General features: G+C 54.8%; 13 protein-coding genes. 7 read left to right on the forward strand and 6 right to left on the reverse strand.

Features of this window, described 5'->3' with window-relative positions:
- Positions 1-16: 16 nt before the first annotated feature.
- Positions 17-199, reverse strand: a complete 183-nt coding sequence (locus E5E97_RS00940; protein ID WP_238427674.1) for a hypothetical protein — start codon at positions 197-199, stop codon at positions 17-19.
- Positions 200-393: 194 nt separating this feature from the next.
- On the opposite strand from E5E97_RS00940, the gene E5E97_RS00945 reads away from it, so the two are divergent.
- Entirely contained in the window at positions 394-1,140 is a 747-nt protein-coding gene (locus tag E5E97_RS00945; protein WP_171279726.1) for a hypothetical protein, read from the forward strand.
- Between the two features lie 388 nt (positions 1,141-1,528).
- Positions 1,529-3,733 carry a hypothetical protein gene (locus E5E97_RS00950; RefSeq protein WP_171279727.1) on the forward strand — a complete coding sequence of 735 codons (2,205 nt, stop codon included), beginning with the start codon at positions 1,529-1,531 and terminating at the stop codon, positions 3,731-3,733.
- Between the two features lie 200 nt (positions 3,734-3,933).
- Here the strand turns inward: E5E97_RS00950 and E5E97_RS00955 are convergent, their stop codons facing one another.
- Positions 3,934-4,491, reverse strand: coding sequence for a recombinase family protein (locus E5E97_RS00955; protein WP_171279728.1), 558 nt, complete (start codon positions 4,489-4,491; stop codon positions 3,934-3,936).
- Between the two features lie 242 nt (positions 4,492-4,733).
- On the opposite strand from E5E97_RS00955, the gene E5E97_RS00960 reads away from it, so the two are divergent.
- Positions 4,734-4,949, forward strand: a complete 216-nt coding sequence (locus E5E97_RS00960; protein WP_130632757.1) for a hypothetical protein — start codon at positions 4,734-4,736, stop codon at positions 4,947-4,949.
- A 62-nt stretch (positions 4,950-5,011) separates the two neighbouring features.
- Here E5E97_RS00960 and E5E97_RS00965 read toward each other — a convergent pair whose 3' ends face one another.
- The 4 genes from E5E97_RS00965 to E5E97_RS00980 form a co-directional block, all read right to left on the reverse strand.
- A complete protein-coding gene (locus tag E5E97_RS00965) occupies positions 5,012-7,165 on the reverse strand; it encodes a nuclease-related domain-containing protein (protein WP_171279729.1) in 2,154 nt (717 codons plus the stop codon).
- Positions 7,166-7,528: 363 nt separating this feature from the next.
- Positions 7,529-8,035, reverse strand: a complete 507-nt coding sequence (locus E5E97_RS00970; RefSeq protein WP_238427675.1) for a terminase — start codon at positions 8,033-8,035, stop codon at positions 7,529-7,531.
- An 889-nt stretch (positions 8,036-8,924) separates the two neighbouring features.
- Complete coding sequence (locus tag E5E97_RS00975; RefSeq protein ID WP_171279730.1) at positions 8,925-10,724, reverse strand: phage/plasmid primase, P4 family; 1,800 nt, start codon at positions 10,722-10,724, stop codon at positions 8,925-8,927.
- Between the two features lie 7 nt (positions 10,725-10,731).
- On the reverse strand, positions 10,732-10,941 hold the full coding sequence (locus E5E97_RS00980; protein WP_203134094.1) for a hypothetical protein: 210 nt from the start codon (positions 10,939-10,941) through the stop codon (positions 10,732-10,734).
- Between the two features lie 110 nt (positions 10,942-11,051).
- Here E5E97_RS00980 and E5E97_RS00985 point away from each other — a divergent pair, with 110 nt between their 5' ends.
- The 4 genes from E5E97_RS00985 to E5E97_RS01000 all read left to right on the forward strand — a co-directional run bounded on the left by E5E97_RS00985 (position 11,052) and on the right by E5E97_RS01000 (position 15,585).
- Positions 11,052-11,198: a hypothetical protein gene (locus E5E97_RS00985; RefSeq protein ID WP_162791266.1), complete on the forward strand. Its 147-nt coding sequence runs from the start codon at positions 11,052-11,054 to the stop codon at positions 11,196-11,198.
- 146 nt (positions 11,199-11,344) lie between these two features.
- Positions 11,345-12,139, forward strand: coding sequence for a hypothetical protein (locus E5E97_RS00990; RefSeq protein ID WP_024946433.1), 795 nt, complete (start codon positions 11,345-11,347; stop codon positions 12,137-12,139).
- Position 12,140: 1 nt separating this feature from the next.
- Complete coding sequence (locus E5E97_RS00995) at positions 12,141-13,880, forward strand: hypothetical protein (protein WP_171279731.1); 1,740 nt, start codon at positions 12,141-12,143, stop codon at positions 13,878-13,880.
- Positions 13,852-15,585 (forward strand): LeoA/HP0731 family dynamin-like GTPase, encoded by a 1,734-nt coding sequence (locus E5E97_RS01000; RefSeq protein ID WP_171279732.1) that lies wholly within the window; start codon positions 13,852-13,854, stop codon positions 15,583-15,585. Before E5E97_RS00995 ends, E5E97_RS01000 begins: the two co-directional genes overlap by 29 nt.
- Positions 15,586-15,645: the final 60 nt, after the last annotated feature.

Here is a 15,645-nt window from a genome sequence, read left to right on the forward strand (position 1 = left end):
GCATATTCGAGTCGCATCAGAATGCCTCCAGTGACCAGTGGGCGCCTTTGCGCTGTACCCCGACGAAGGTGAACATCCAGCGCTGCTTGGCCGCGACCTTGATCTTCACCCGGGCATCATCCTCCCAGACCCCCTTCACCTCGTGCAGCTCGACGAGCCAATCCCGATGACCATCCATAAAGGATGGTTTACTGAACATATGAAATATCTCATTTGGGGCTATCGCAACTCCAATTGCCGGATTAACATTCCTGTCATGCTTTTAACATCCAGATAAAGTCAATGAGATATCGGATGGGCGAACCTCAACCTTTGCGGCAATGTTGAAGCTGATTGCATTCATTTCCTAACTGCTGGGCCCGGGCCTCAGCTGAAGGGTTCAAGGAGACAGTGTTGCGAATTCCAGCACAGGCGAGTGTCGCCAACATCGAGCGGGCCCTGCGTGAAGCTGCCGTCGCGCCCAAGAATGAGCCCTTCATTTTGCCGTCTAACCTGCGTCATTTCGGATGCGGCGGCGAGGCGGCCCTGAACCAATTGCTGGTCACATGGGCCCAGCCGCGCCCTCCCGTTACTCTGAAAACTTACGTTGAAACACCTGAGCAGATCGGGGAACTAGTCCGTCGCCTGCCTGGGCTGACTGGTGCCCTTTGCGCCGGGGTCGTCATGGGCGGTGGTGAAATAGGAGACCTAACTTATCAGGTGCGAGAGGCAGCGCTCGCGCGCCTAACAACTTTGCTGAGCGCCAAGCCGAAAGCAGCCTATCGCGGCTCATCGGTGGAAGTTATCTGCGCAGATCATCTTGGGCGTAATGCACCTTATCTCCTCTATAAGTCCGATAGCGGCCAGGCCCCCCAATTGCGGCCGAGACACTCCTTTGCCTCGTTGGCTTCGTGGCTTTTGCGGCAAACCGTGCCGAAAGCGTACCAAAACAGGATCGCGCCACAAATGCCCGATGCCCTAGGTGGCATGATCTTTGAGCTTTTCAAAAACACCGAGGAACACGGCCAATTCGACGCTTTCGGCAATATCCTGTCGATGTCGATCCGCGCCATCAAGACCGTACATCATGCAATCAAGCCGGAAACGTTAGCCCAGATCGTGGCCGACTATCCCCCCTCGCTCATTATTGCCAGTCGCTAGAACCAGCGGAAGGAGCCGCCCAGACTCACCTGTTCGAGCTATCAATCCTCGATTCTGGACCTGGCTTTGCCGTCTCACGTGCAGGCAAACCGCTCGTTGAGCTTGATATTGAAGAGGAAGAGGCCGCGGTCCGGGACTGCTTTACTACCTTCAGCGCCAAGGGAGGATCGCGCTTTGGACAGGGGTTACCGCATGTGCTGCGGGTGCTGCGTCAAGAGCGAGGGTTCCTGAGACTGCGAACAGGACGCCTATCGATCCATGCCGACTTCTCGGATACGAATGTGGGGGAAGGCCCTGAGACCCTCCAGGTGTTCCATCCTGAGGACGGGGTCCTTGCCCCGGTCGCTGGAAGTCTACTTACGGTCCTGCTGCCACTGCGGAGGGGACGGTGAAATCACTATTTAGCTTGAGGTTCGACCTCCATCGCTCGAACGAGGCAGCGGAAGCCAGAACACGTGATACGTTGATGGTCTTCGTCGCGGAGCCAGAACTCGACCCAGAAGAGTTCGCAAGTATGATGGAGGCGGAGATTGAAACCAATCTCGTGCCCGACGAGGTTGCGATCATTGTGCGCGATCCGTCGTTTGATGACACGCTGGAAATGCTGACCAGCCATTCGCTTCATCACTCGACGTTGGGTAGGCTCGGCCATAGCACCGTCACTCTCATCGGTTACGACTGGAATGGATTAGAGAGTAGACGCCACTCCGTCGCGGGCACTATGCCTACCACTGGCATGACCATCGATGATGTGCGGCGTCGCGGAATCACCTTTATCTTCAACGAACGCCAAGGATTCGTCGAGGCGAACGCCACTTATCATTTCGAGAACCCTTCTGGCCGCCACACTGAGCGGTTCATACGGTTATCCAACATATTGGCGCGCGGTGCCGAGATCGCGTTCATCGGTTTCTGCTGCCTGCCTCACATCGACCCCACAGTAGCAAGGGCGTACCTTGATACGCCCGCGTTATACGCTATCGTCGCCGCAATCAACGAGCAGCGTCGCTCATTTGAGGGAGCGCGTTGGATTCTCGCTGACAATTTCTCGTCCTATGCAGGTTTTGATCAATACGAGTTCGACATTGACGATAACGCAGTGGTTTTGATCTCTGCATCATCCAGCGGCTCTCTCGCGGCACGCCTCATCGACGAGAAAAATGCCGAGCCGACGCGGATCGTGCATTTGCTGTACCTCGGGCAAAACCCGAGCACGACGCCAGTCGTCTGTGACCTTTTACGGGAAGCCCAGGTCAATCCTGCCGGATTCACTACTTTACCCTCAGCCAACGAGTCCGTGGATTGCCCAATGTGCAAAGGAGGCTCACACGCAATCAAGCTCCGGGGTGATCAGTTCGAGTTCGCGGGCCCCCAACAGGATGCGCTGCTTGTGGGACTCGCCGATGCTCCAAAAGGGCTTTCGGCGCTGATGGACCGCTACGCCTGTGCCGAGGTATTCCAGGTGGGGCTCGGACGCAGTGGTTCCAAGTCGCCGCGCTTGTTCCACGTAAACGCTGACAAGCTGCTCGAAAGCGCAGACTTTGGCAAAAAGCTCGACTATGCTCTGCGCCGATCGCTACCGGCGCGTTTGTCGCATGTGATCGCCGCCGACCAACAGTCGCAGGCGCTTGCAACGCGCGTGGCGGCCCACCTCGCCACGCCAGCGCTGGTGATTGCACGGGATAATATCGATGACATTCCTGCCAAAACGAGCGAAGCAATAGTCATTGTCGCGAGTGTCATTGAGAGCGGTAGGACATTGCTCGATATCAGCCGGGACCTACGAAGCATCTCGCCCGATGCGCCACTAATGTACCTAGTAGGCATGGCTAAGACCACAGGCGAACCAAAGCGTGAGCGGCTTGAGAACAGCCTAATCCAGACACACAACTTCTTTCCCTATCAGTTTCTGACGGTCGACCAGATCGTGCTTCCAGCCTCATACGATAATCATGCTTGGGCCGCCGAGCTACAGTTGCTGATCGATCTGGAAATCAAGATACTGGTACCGGAGCAGTTGCTGCCTGTCGTAGAGTCACGGATTAACCGCCTGCGTCTTGCGAGCCAGCCCATGGGCGATGACCTGTTCTTGGCTAATGCGCAGCAGCAACTGTGTCTCCAGCCAGGATTTGTGTTCTGGCCAAAAAGCCTGCCGGAAAAGCCCGGACACCGGCAGGCGGACGTGTACTTCACGATCTCTTCGGTGCTACAGCGGCTCCGTGCGAATGCTTTCGTACCCAGCGAGCGCCGGATCATCAGCAATTGGTTCCAGCAGACGCTTCTTGCGCCCGGCAACTTCGGCCGATTCAACGACGATGTCATTCAGGCTTCACTGTTGCGCGCTGCTTATCCCTACGAGCTCAATTTCGCTGACACAGTCGCTGAAAGTCGTGAAATGGGCCGGCTGATTAGGCGGGTCATCCTCGCCAGCCAAAGCCCTCGCGGCGGTGCTGCAAGTGAATTCCTGCTGGCACTTGCCACACGACGCCTGCAATTATGCAAAGACGATGTGGACTATGTGCTAGAGACTGAAGCGCCCGACATCCCGATGATACGGTTCTTATTGGAGTCATGCCGGCACCGGTTATCCTGAATCGGCTCATGGATCAGTGGTACAGAAACTCCACGAACGGCAGATTCTGGGAATATCGCTTGAACGACGGGTATTCGGGCTGGGCTTCCGTCAACAACGCCAGCCGACATTCTCTTTGGGTCGGAAATGCTCGAAATATTGTGTGGCCCAAGCCTGCGCGTCACCAAGCGGGGCCGGTGAACGCCTGCACAGCAAGCTAATTACGCAGACCGACATGCGCGCTTCACACTAGCGGGCGAGATACCGAAATGTTCAGCCGTCAACTTGATGCTTGCTGTATTCTCTTTGCGCCAAATGGCAACGGCAGCATCGTCAATTGTCTTCTCCCGCCCCAGCGCCTTACCTTCTGCCTTTGCCTTGGCAATCCCTGCCATCTGCCGGAGCTTGATGTTTGAACGTTCCAATTCTGCAACAGCAGCCAACATGGTGAGCATGGCTTTGCCAATGGGTGTGGACAGGTCGAACCCCTCCCGCAAACTGATGATCGAAACGCCCTTGCCTTGCAGTGCCTCAACCGTATTCAATACGTCGATGGTATTGCGCCCAAGGCGGTCTACCGCAGGAACGATCAGCGTGTCTCCCTTGCGTATGAACTTGAACAACTCGGCAAAGCCAGGGCGCTGTAGTGCCTTCACTCCTCCCGATACCCCCTCGTCCGTAAACCAGGTTTCGACATTGTGCGTTTGTTCAATGCTGTGCCGTTGAGCACCAACGCTCTGTTCGCCCGTGCTAACCCTGAGATACCCGATGACTGCCACGATATGCCCCTATGCTTGGCTCATTATCTATGGCTCTAAATGTAGGTATGGCTCATAATAAAAACAACAGCTTTGAGCTATGTTTTTTGAAGGACTGATTATATGGCTCAAAAGGTACACACTATGAGCCACCATAAAGATAGTTAGTCTTAGTCCCGTGCCTCCTCAACACACTAAAATATTCAATGTTAGCTGTAGTATTATGAATGCACTCTGCATTGTACCTACTGGGAGAGAACACAATGGGCAATGACAATGATGACCTTATCGACGATTTCGGCGACGAGGACGAGATAGAAGAAACTCTTGAGGAAGAGGCCGAGCGGGAGTATTGGGAAAACCACGATAGTCTCGACAGTGAGTACGACCGCCCAGACCCAGAAGAGGAGCAGCGCAGAGAAGAATATCGCCGCGAACATGGTGGCGGCTTTATGAATGAACGCTGGAACCCATACTAGTTCCGATCAACATATGGTGACGTCGCCAATGAATGGCAAGCATATTTGAGTGATCTTGATATCTAAAGCAAGTCACACCAGACCCCATCAGACTCGATCAACCTAACAAGAGCTTGCGCACTGAATCCGTCGGCATACAGAGTCTCTTCCTCATTCCCAACCTCAGCCTCGTCCATTTCTTCAAACACGCGCAGATAATGCGGTTCATCGCGCAAAGCGATCTCCATGATCTCGCGGGAGACGACGTGGAAACCATCGACAATCTCACCATCAAATTCAATCGACGTATCCACAACCCAGGCATGCAGGGTTAGCAGAGGATTGACATCACTCAGCAATAGATCTGAACGTAACCCTTGGTCATTTTGCAGGGCTTGAAGCACAACCGGTTGCTTGCGCTTTAACTGCCTCGCCGCCTTGCGCAGAGTATTGGTTCGATGCAGCCAGACTTCATGACGAGTTGAACGGATGAAGCCCGACTTGACCTCCAGCAGCAAAACTACCCCATCCAAATGACAGATCAGGTCCACCTCACCAGCATCGCGCTCATCACTCAATGGTGGTTGGGAGCCCACGACGACGCGGAACCCCCTCTGCCTTAGTGCTTCGGCAAGGGTATGTTCAATACGTTCCGTTTCGCTGCGCAAAGCAGGCCTGCGTTGCTCAACACGTCGCAGGTTATTCACCGTAGCGGTCAGATTGTTCTGTTGACCGGCAACCCAGGGAAACTGAAAGCTGTAGCGGCCAATCTTGTAGAATGGCCGCTCGTACATACGTGGAAATGGCATGTTAGGTGTCTGCCTCATCTGCACGGACAGTGCCTGCAGGTCACTGGTCCAGAACTTCAGGATGGCCTCGGCCGCCTCGGGGTCGCCCTTGGGATGTTCGGGACTGACGGCCCAACCACAGATACGATGGATCTTATCTTTCGGTTCCGACCAAGTGATGGGAAAGCGGTTCTCGCCTTGTACAAGCCCTTCCAAAGCTAATTGACCAAGTGCTTTCGCTGCTACACCGAAGTCGCCCATATAGCGAAGAAAAGGCTGAAGAAACGCCTGCTCAAAAAACACTGTCGTCAGCTCACTGGCTAATATCGCGTGGTGCAGGGCGACCTCCGCTCCATCGTTCAGTCTGACCCGCTCACCCAGGCCGAATATCGTCTGCAGGTAAAGCTGACTGCGGATGGTTTTTATGTAAGCTAGCTGATTCGATTCGTGGTTTTCCGGTCTCCCGATGATTTTGCCAGCCTTATCCGAAGCTGCGAATTGGTCAATTGCACGGTACATCCAGTAGTGCCAAAGCAACTTGCTTTTGCGCCCGGTACGCTGCCAGCGCTGTGAGCCCGTATCTGTTTTGTTGAATATGACCGGTTGTCCCGGTTTGAGCTGGTAACCACAATCATTGTCAAAACAGAACCAATTGATGGAATTCTCGTAGTCGATTCGCTCGCGCATGGCGACAGTAAGCAAGGCGACCGATTCGAGGTTGGCAACATTCTCTCGCCCCAAACCTGACTGTGGAAAAAGGATTGGCGACAAATGACGCTTAATAGAGCGACCGAGAGTTTCCTCTGTCAGCTGAAAATCACACTCAGAGCAATTCGACAGCTTGCGCGCTATTAACCGATCATAGACATCCCAATCTTCCGCAGAACTGTCCTTACCCTGAGAGGCACCAAGTTGCCCATATGCGATCACGCTCAAATAGGAAAGCAGCTCTAGTAACGAAAGTGACTTCAGGTGGGTCTCAGCCAGTGCAATTGCTTCGTCGAATGGTTCAAGTTGCTCAAGTAGACGATCACAGACGCCGAAAAATTCGTACCAATCTCCGCTACCGAGATTGTCTCGGAGATGCCGCCAGAGCGGTGAATCGCTGCGTGTAAACAGCTTCGAATAACGAATCGCCCAACGCAATACATCTGGATGACGAGCGGCCAGATGATTCAGCAGCGCAGTGCTAATAGCATCCTCAAAATGCAAAATACGTCCCAGTGCCAAGCTTGCCAGTTGAGCACCTTCAAGATTGACTGGCTCCCACCAAAAGGATGCGGCAGCTAGTCCGGCAGCACGATTGCGAGTTGTGTATTTGCCGCTCGGACGTTGATCCAGAAAGTCGTGAAGGCACTCATCAAGTGCGGCGAATGGGGCAAGCTGCTGAGCATATCCAGCAAAGAGAGTCTGGTAAAAATCCTGACATTGCCGCGCCTGGCCATTCATATCTGGTTATCCTTTTCCAGCCGTCGAATCTTGATATTCAAAGACACTGAAACAGATGCTCCATGTGAGACCCATAGCAAGGTCGGGTAATCTGTATGAAAGGAAATAGTTAGCACGTTTCCCTGAAAGGGGAAACTGCTGATGAGGAGCCAAGAACTGGCAATTACAGATGTGGCAAGCAGGGCAGCAAATCAAAATGCCCCACAGAACTGGGGGACCGGAAAAGCACAAGGGCCTAGCCGAAGCTAAGCCCTTGTTAAATTTGGTCGGTGTGAGAGGATTCGAACCTCCGACCCCTTCGTCCCGAACGAGATTGCCACGATGGCTTTGGGGCTTTCATTCGATCTTGCAAAATCAGTCATCCTAATCAACCTCGCTATCTTCGTCGCAGTTGGGTGGATGCACAAACGTGACTGTCGATTTCACCTGCATGCTCCCGTGGCTAAGGCCCGAATTTTCTCGCGCCCCCCCATCGCCGTACTTCTTGGGAGCCAACTTCGAGGCCAGCCATTTACGAGCATCGATCTGCAGGCGGGCACGAGCAATCACATCATGGTTAACTTTTACGGTCTCGTTGGCGTCGAGAAAGGTGTCATTACTGCTGTCATCGGCAATCTGGAGGATCTCGTCGGCCAGTTTGTCGGCCAGATCCTCGCGCGCACACGCGTACTGGTCCCTAAACTCTATGTAGCGTTCATCAGCCAACCAGCGCATCACCATGGATTTGGATGGCATACCCGGACGCGCAAGCACTGCGCGTAGACTCATCCCATCAGCAATGGCGCTGCATATAGCCTCCCCCAACTCGTTTGTGAATGCACTCCGACGGCCTCTAGTTACCAGCTTGGAATTCGACGTATTGGTTTCCACAGTGGAAACCTTAGGAGTAAAAACTGGGATCATAACTTGAGTTGTAGAATCCACGTGTTCAGAGCCCCTGATCGGGGCCGTAGGCATACCTGAAGATGAGGTAGCGTTGACGGGTGTTGTGACTCTTGACCATTCGTGTGTTTTGGCCCGCTTGTTAATGGCGGTATGTGAAACACCGTACTCTATCGCTATTTGGCGCACACTCTGGCGGCCAGCACAGTACGCGAGTTTGATACTGTGCCAGTCTGGGGAATCTGTCGTATGCATAGGGGAATAGATCATAGGCGACCAGTATTTACTATGGAGGTAGACCGGTTCCAGCCCTACAGGGGGAGGACGAACATCGTTGCCAGGATGTGTGGAAATAAATCAGCCTGCCCTCCTTAGCTGGAACAGTGGATTACGCACCCGGTAGGCCTGCCAACAAATAGGGGCGCGCGCTGGTTAGCGTGCAAAGCGCCGTGCAAACGGGTGATCGGAGGGCAAAAAGTCGCCAACCAGAGAATGAGGCTGCTGCCGGTTTGTGGATGGGTCGGAATAGGGGGAACCAAGGTTACGAGGTGACTTAGCCATTTACAGGCACTGTGGACACTTTCTCAAAAAAACCAGCAATAGCGCGGCTTATAGGGCAGTACAGTAGATTTTTCTATTGGCACTCACTGGTACTACTGGCACTGCTTATAGATCTTCATTTTTCGGTCGGCAGTGCCTCAGTCCTAGTAAGTCCCAGTAATAAAAATACTAGCACTGTTCTCCAAGTCAGTAATGACGCGGCTTTTAGAGCAAAAGAACTAACAGTGCCAGTAAATCCCCAATATTTAACAACCCCGTTAGCGTTAGCCAAAAAACGGGCTCCCGGTCTGGGAGCCCTTGTTACCTTCTGGCTGGCTTAGTCATCCAATAATCGAGTTTGCGGCAATACGCTGCGGGCTTCGTCCTTCAACTTCACGTTGGTGACACGATCCCCGTTGCTCTTGCGGGTCTGATACTCCTCTCCGTAAGCCTTGGCGGCTGCCTTCATCGCCTTACCGAACGCAGTGCGGTGCAGCGGGCGATCCAGCCCCTCGGCTTTCAGATACTCCAAATAGAAGTGATACAAGAAACGGACAGGGTCATGGACACCGTTGCCACCACCAACACGAAGCCCCGTCGTCTCATTTAGAAACTCCAGCTGAGCGCACATGGCGATCACCGGGTCGGCCTCCTGCTTGACGGCCAGCGCCTCAGCGCCGTCGCGCGGCTCCAGCAGCAACTGACGTGCCTGCTCAGGGTCTGCGAACTGGGCCAGCAGGTGACGAATGATTACTGGCAGCTCAGCGGCTATTCTCCCCCCCAGTTGCGGATCTCTATCTGCATCAGCCACCACGTTGTTGAAGGCGAAGATCACCCGGCGCCGAGAAATCCCACCGTTCCGCTCAGTCATCTTCATCGGCTCATTGTTTGTAGCGATCACCACGGCACGCACCTTAGCCCCAAACATCGCCAGCCCCTTGCGGTTGATAGCTACCTCATCGCCCCCTGTAATAGCCTTGAGCAATGCCCCGTCACCAATGTATTGGGACTGGTCAGTCAGCAGGATCAAGCGCTTATCCCAGACGTTCTCAAGGCCGAATGATCCGCGCATTGCCTCCATAGAGGTGGGGCCCACATTATCCTTGCCTACCAACAGCTCGCACAGGTTCGCCATGACAGACTTACCAGAGCCCCCCTCACCAGTTACCTCAAGGAACATCTGCCAGTCATAGCGATTCGCCAACACCATAAACAGGGCGGCCTTGATGCGATCCATCTTCTCTACGTCGCCGCCGGCTGCATGGGTCAGCCAACGATTGAAGCTTGGCGCGTGCTGCTTGAGGTTCTCTCCCGCTACCGGCTCGCCATAAGCGATCCCGTTATGACTCGGCAGAAAGTGGTCGGGCGAGTGTGGGCGAAAGCTAGCTGACTTAAGGTCATACACTCCGTTAGCGAAGCCAATCAAGCCCATGGACGGCAGCCCCATGTCTGGCAAGCCGTCTTTCATGGTTTCCACGGCACCTCTCAGTTTACGGGCACTATAAGCGCAGTCGACAGAATCAAACACTTTGGCCAGCTTCGGCGTAAGCTTGGCGTCCGGCACGGGCTGCCACACACCATCTTCATAACGGTACACGATCCCCGACTCGCGGCAGACGGCAGGCGTACCAAGCAGGTTCGCCAGCAGGCGGCCAAGACGGCTCGGCGGCATCTTGGATAACACTTCAGGGTCCAGCTCACCAAGCGGCGCGGAAGCAGGCCGGACAGGTGGGTTAAAAGTAGGCATCTGGATTACCTCGCCGCTGGCACGGGCAAGGATGGCCTCTCCATCCATCCCACGGATCTCGGCACCTATCTGGCGGGCCATGGCTACGACCTCGGCTGACGGTTTGCCAGACAGCGACTTGCGAGGCGTGGCCTCCATCTGGTCCATAGCTGCATCACGCCGGGCTTGTTCGGCATCCCTGACAGCGATAGCGATGTGGACACCGTCCTCATGCGACACATAGGCGTTGTAATTCACCCCATTGGAGCCATCGGCCCGACGTTCCAGCCGATCAATGTCCAGCTCACCAGATGGGGTCCGAGGCCACGCCTTCTTGCCTGTTTGCACGACGTTTTGCACTACATCGGACGGTAGATCAGCCGGAGCATCTGTTGCGATCGGATTGGTCATCCGTCACCTACTGCTGTTCAGGCAATTGACCTGCCAACCACAGGCCGAACAACGGCACGTTGACATACAGGCGTTTCCCCACCAGACGGCTACACCTTTCCAGGCCGGGGCGGTCGGCACGTTTCCAGAAAAGAGTCTTCAGTGTCGAATAGCCAAACTGCTTATAGATGTTCGGCAACTGGCTCATCGGGACCCAGTTGTCCAGATTCTGCGTCATGCTAATAAGCTCGCTATTAGTCATCTAATACCCCTACATTTGTTGTCTTGAGTCACTGCGGTTTTGGTCAAACGCAGGATGCAACAAATCCGATCGTCATTTGGAAAGAAATGAAAAATGGTTTTTTTCCAACCTATCCGGAAGTCGATATCGATTGTGAAATGCACAACGGTGAGGAGGCGCAAGCAACGGCCTTGCAGGTGAAGCATCCCGTGCGGTGGGGCTCTGTTGATTTACAACAGCAACAGCAAACGTAAACATGGTTCCAATGATCTGCTGAGCCCGGTAGAGTTCGAGACCCGTTACCGAGAACGGCTGGGAAGTGTCTCGGAAAGTAGGGGCGATTCAGAGTATATTGCCGAGCGAACCCCTGCCTGACATAGCCTCATCACAAGGACGCGTAATGAACTCCCCTGAAGACCTAAACCGCCTCTATACCGATGTGTCGGACAGCATTGGCAGCGCAATGGCAGACATTCTCGCGCTCAATGTTGAGCACAAGGATGGTAAGCGAGAAATCGGTAATATCACCGACAAGCTGCGTGACATACGGGGCCGATTCGACAGCGAATTGCAGCAGTTGAAAACCCATGCCGAGTGGGACACGTTCACCCTGGCGTTTTTCGGTGAGACCAACGCGGGCAAGAGCACGATCATCGAATCTCTGCGCATCCTGTTCAAGGAAGAATCCCGCCAGGCACTGCTGCAACAACATGCCGACGACCTGGAACAGTTCTCCCAGGCCCTTACCGCTCAGCTCGAACACGTCCGCGAAGGCTTGCGTGCCTTGTACAGTGAGTACACCGGTGAAGTGGCCAGCATCTGCCAAAGCACAGCCCGACTGACGCAAATTGTTCAGAGCGAAGCCCAGGAACGAAACACGATTGCCCAAGCCGAAGCAGATGCAAGAACCCGGATTGCCCAGCAAGAGGCTGAGGCACGCATTGCGGTGCAACAACAGGTAGCAGCACATCGCCAGCAGATAGCCGAGGCTGACGCGAGGGCCAAGCGCGATCTCGCCGAACAGGAGTCCAACGCACGCCTGGCACTGGAACAGCAGGAAACCTCACAGCGTCTGGAAATTGCGCAAGCGCATGCGATATCGCGTTTCAAGGTCCGCTTGGCCTTGTTCGGCATCGGTGGGGTTTTGATCGGCGCCTCAGCTGTGGCGGCAGTCCTGACGTTGGCAGGAGCCTGAAATGTCCCGACATGAACTCGATGAACTGTTCGATGAGGCTACCTCAACGCCCTTGCCTGTTTCCTCGGATGATGCGCCTGCCCTCCAATACATCGAGGCTCGCTCCCCGGCGCTGGATGCCCTGGTCAATCAGCAACTCACGGCACTGCATGACAAGTTGTTGGCGCACGAGCGTAAGAAGGCTCAAACACGCCGGGTAGACGGGCTGATCATCGGCACTGGTGAAGCTGATTTCACCAAGGGCAACACGCTCTACCCCCTGAACTACAAGGGCAAACGCTTTCAGCTGATCGACGTGCCCGGTATCGAGGGTGACGAAAGCAAGTACGCGCACATGGTTCGCGAAGCGGTGGCCAAGGCTCATCTTGTCCTCTATGTGAACGGCACCAATAAAAAGCCTGAAAAGGCCACCGCAGAGAAAATTCGTTCCTATCTGCGGCTAGGAACTCAGGTCTGTCCCTTGGTCAACGTGCGTGGTAATGCTGATGCCTACGAGTTCGAGGAAGACCGCGAGTCGCTGACAGCGCACGGCGGAGCTACCGCTGCCTTGCAACAGACCGAGGACGTGCTGCGTTCGGTATTGGGCAGCAAGGTCTTGCAGCCCGGCTACTGCGTGCAGGGCCTGCTAGCGTTTTCGTCGCTGGCGAGCGATGCGCAAACTGGGCGCACGACAATCGACCCTGCCCGTGGCCGAGACTTGGTCATTCAGCAGCGCAATTATCAGAAGCACTTCGCCTCGTCGAAAGCGATGTACGAATTCAGCCAGATCAAGTCGGTCGCCAAAGTGCTGCATTCCAAACTTGCGACGTTCCGCGAAGACATGGTCGAGAGCAACAAAACCAAGGTGTACGAACTGCTGGTTGAAAACATCTCGACCTTGCAATCATTGCACTCCGCCCATGAAGCATTTGTGGCTAGATCCAAGCCAGAGTTTGAGAAGTGCCGCGAAGCGATCAAGGGTTCCATGGAGCGATTCGAACGGCTGGTCATGACCGGAAGGCGAAACCTTTGGGACAATCTGTTCAATAGCCTGAAGGAAGACGCCAACGATATCGTCGAACGCCATTTCGGCGACAACGACGCTATTTCCAGCCAGATCAATCGTGCCTTCAAGACCCGGCAGAGTTCGCTCAAGGAAAAACTGCAGGAGCAGTTCGAGCGGTACCTCGACGACTTGGGCAAAGACCTGCAGCAGGCCATTCAGCGCCTATTGGAGGACGTTGCACGGGTGGAGTTCGAGCAGCTTCTCTATGACACCGAAACCCTGAACATCAATTACAAGACACCTGACTTGGACCTTGGCCTTGAGCTGGGTGACTATGGCTGGATGGCCTTCAACATAGGCTCCTACGCATTAGCAGGGGCAGGTATCGGCACAGCGTTTCCTGTGATAGGTAACCTGATAGGCGCTGCTGCCGGTGCTCTAGTGGGCATCCTGGTCAGTTTGCTGAGCGTCTTCACCGGCAAGGAAAAGCGTATTCGCAAGGCGCAGGGGCAAGTGCAGGAGAAGATCGATGAAGCCTGTTTTGAAGCACATAAAGCCTTGAAGGAAGAGCGCAAAACGCTGTTTGCCCCCGTGCGCAAGCAAATTGATGAGACCGTGTTGTCTCGTGTGCAGCAACTTGACGAGTCGCTCAGGCGCCCTCTGAAGATCATCGAACAGCAGATAGCGCTGATGACCCGTACCAAAGAACAACTGGAGAGCATGCCTTATGGAACAATTCAAACAGTTCAATGCTGAGAAGCAGACCGCACTCAAAGGGTTGGAACAACTGCGAGCAGTGCTCGACGAGTTGGGCGAGATGGGCGCGGATGTCGGCAGCGAGCTGCAGAAAATAGACTCGGCGGTACAGGCGGTCGAGTCCGACGTTCTGCGTATCGCCTTGCTCGGTGCTTTTTCCGATGGCAAGACCAGCGTGATTGCCGCTTGGTTGGGCAAGGTCATGGCTGACATGAACATCGACATGGACGAGTCCTCCGACCGCCTGGCCATCTACTCCCCAGAGGGGCTGCCGGAAAAGTGCGAAATCGTCGACACCCCCGGCCTGTTCGGCGACAAGGAAAAGAGTGTCGACGGCGAGCAGGTGATGTACGAAGACCTGACCAAGCGCTACATCTCTGAGGCGCACCTGATTCTGTATGTGGTGGACGCCACTAATCCGCTCAAGGAAAGCCACTACGACATCGTCAAGTGGGTGCTGCGGGACTTGAACAAGCTGTCCTCGACCATTTTCGTGATCAACAAGATGGACGAAGTGACCGACCTCACTGAACAAGTGCTGTTCGATGCCCAGGCTACGATCAAGAAGGACAACCTCAAGGGCAAACTGCAGCGTGCGGCCAATCTCAGCTCGGACGAAATGGCCAGGCTGAACATTGTCTGCCTGGCATCCAACCCCAATGGGCGTGGCCTACCGTTCTGGTTCGGCAAGCCGGAGCACTATGAAAGCCGCTCGCGCATCAACGACCTCAAAGCCATGACCACAAAAGTGCTGCGGAACAATGTGCCGGCGATGCTGATCGCTAAGACAGGCTTGGATGTGGTGCGGGATGTTGTCGGCCAGCATGTACTACGCGCCGAAGAGCAATTGGAGCAACTCAAGGTCTTTGCCGAACAGAATGCCGAAGAATCGGCACGCATCAGTCAGGACATTGCCACGGGCCGCCGTGAGGTCAAGCGATTGGCTGGCGAGCTCTTCGAGGAACTTCAGAACCTTGAAAAAGGTTTGCTGGGCAAGCTCCGTCCTCTTGGCCTGGAAAACATTCGTGAATTCCTCGAGGACGAACTCGGTTACACCGAGGAAGGCATAGGCTTCAAGCTGAACCTGAAGATCAAGGGTGCGATCGACCGCTCATTCGATCAATCGTCCAAAGTGACCTGTCGCATCTCTCAGGATATTGGCCGCCAGCTCAACTCCAGCGAAAGTTTTCTCAATGCCATGGGCGACAGTGCATTGAAGTCGATGGGTGGTGCTGCCAAAGGCATTGCGAATCTGAGCCCAGACATTATCAAGGGCGCGGTCTTCGCGGCCCGCGATGCGCTCAGCGCGGTGACCGGTGTCGCGATCAAGTTCAAGCCCTGGCAGGCGACTAAAATCGCCGGAGCCATTTCGAAATGGGCAGGCCCTGCAGGTGCAGCCATCACTCTTACCTCGGACCTGCTCAGCGCATACAAAGCGCATGAACTGGAACAAGAGTTGAAAAGCGCCAAGGAGTCGATTGCCGAGGTGATCAAAAGTGCTTTCAAGGATATCTACAACATCATCGGCGACGACGAAAAGCTGCTGGATTTCTTTGCACCACAGCTCAAGGCGTTCGAGAAGATCGTGGAAACGGTGGAGGAGCGCTCGGCTTTTATCAGAGCCAATCAGGCCAAGCTTCAGGGTGTGAAGGCTAAGTTGAATGCACTTGCGTCGACGCCAGCGCGGTTGAAAGCGACGGTTTGAAGGAATGGCGAGGGGCGCTGGCGCCCAACCATTCGCTGCAGGCCGACGTCCCTAACGGGC

The sequence above is a fragment of the Aeromonas sp. 2692-1 genome (assembly GCF_013085505.1).
Lineage (GTDB): Bacteria > Pseudomonadota > Gammaproteobacteria > Enterobacterales > Aeromonadaceae > Aeromonas > Aeromonas hydrophila.

Coding starts and splice junctions, on each gene's coding strand:
- E5E97_RS00980 (WP_203134094.1), bottom strand. CDS start 10,941: ATGACGCAGAATCTGGACAACTGGGTCCCGATGAGCCAGTTGCCGAAC.
- E5E97_RS00960 (WP_130632757.1), top strand. CDS start 4,734: ATGGGCAATGACAATGATGACCTTATCGACGATTTCGGCGACGAGGAC.
- E5E97_RS00995 (WP_171279731.1), top strand. CDS start 12,141: ATGTCCCGACATGAACTCGATGAACTGTTCGATGAGGCTACCTCAACG.
- E5E97_RS00985 (WP_162791266.1), top strand. CDS start 11,052: ATGAAAAATGGTTTTTTTCCAACCTATCCGGAAGTCGATATCGATTGT.
- E5E97_RS00965 (WP_171279729.1), bottom strand. CDS start 7,165: ATGAATGGCCAGGCGCGGCAATGTCAGGATTTTTACCAGACTCTCTTT.
- E5E97_RS01000 (WP_171279732.1), top strand. CDS start 13,852: ATGGAACAATTCAAACAGTTCAATGCTGAGAAGCAGACCGCACTCAAA.
- E5E97_RS00975 (WP_171279730.1), bottom strand. CDS start 10,724: ATGACCAATCCGATCGCAACAGATGCTCCGGCTGATCTACCGTCCGAT.
- E5E97_RS00940 (WP_238427674.1), bottom strand. CDS start 199: ATGTTCAGTAAACCATCCTTTATGGATGGTCATCGGGATTGGCTCGTC.
- E5E97_RS00990 (WP_024946433.1), top strand. CDS start 11,345: ATGAACTCCCCTGAAGACCTAAACCGCCTCTATACCGATGTGTCGGAC.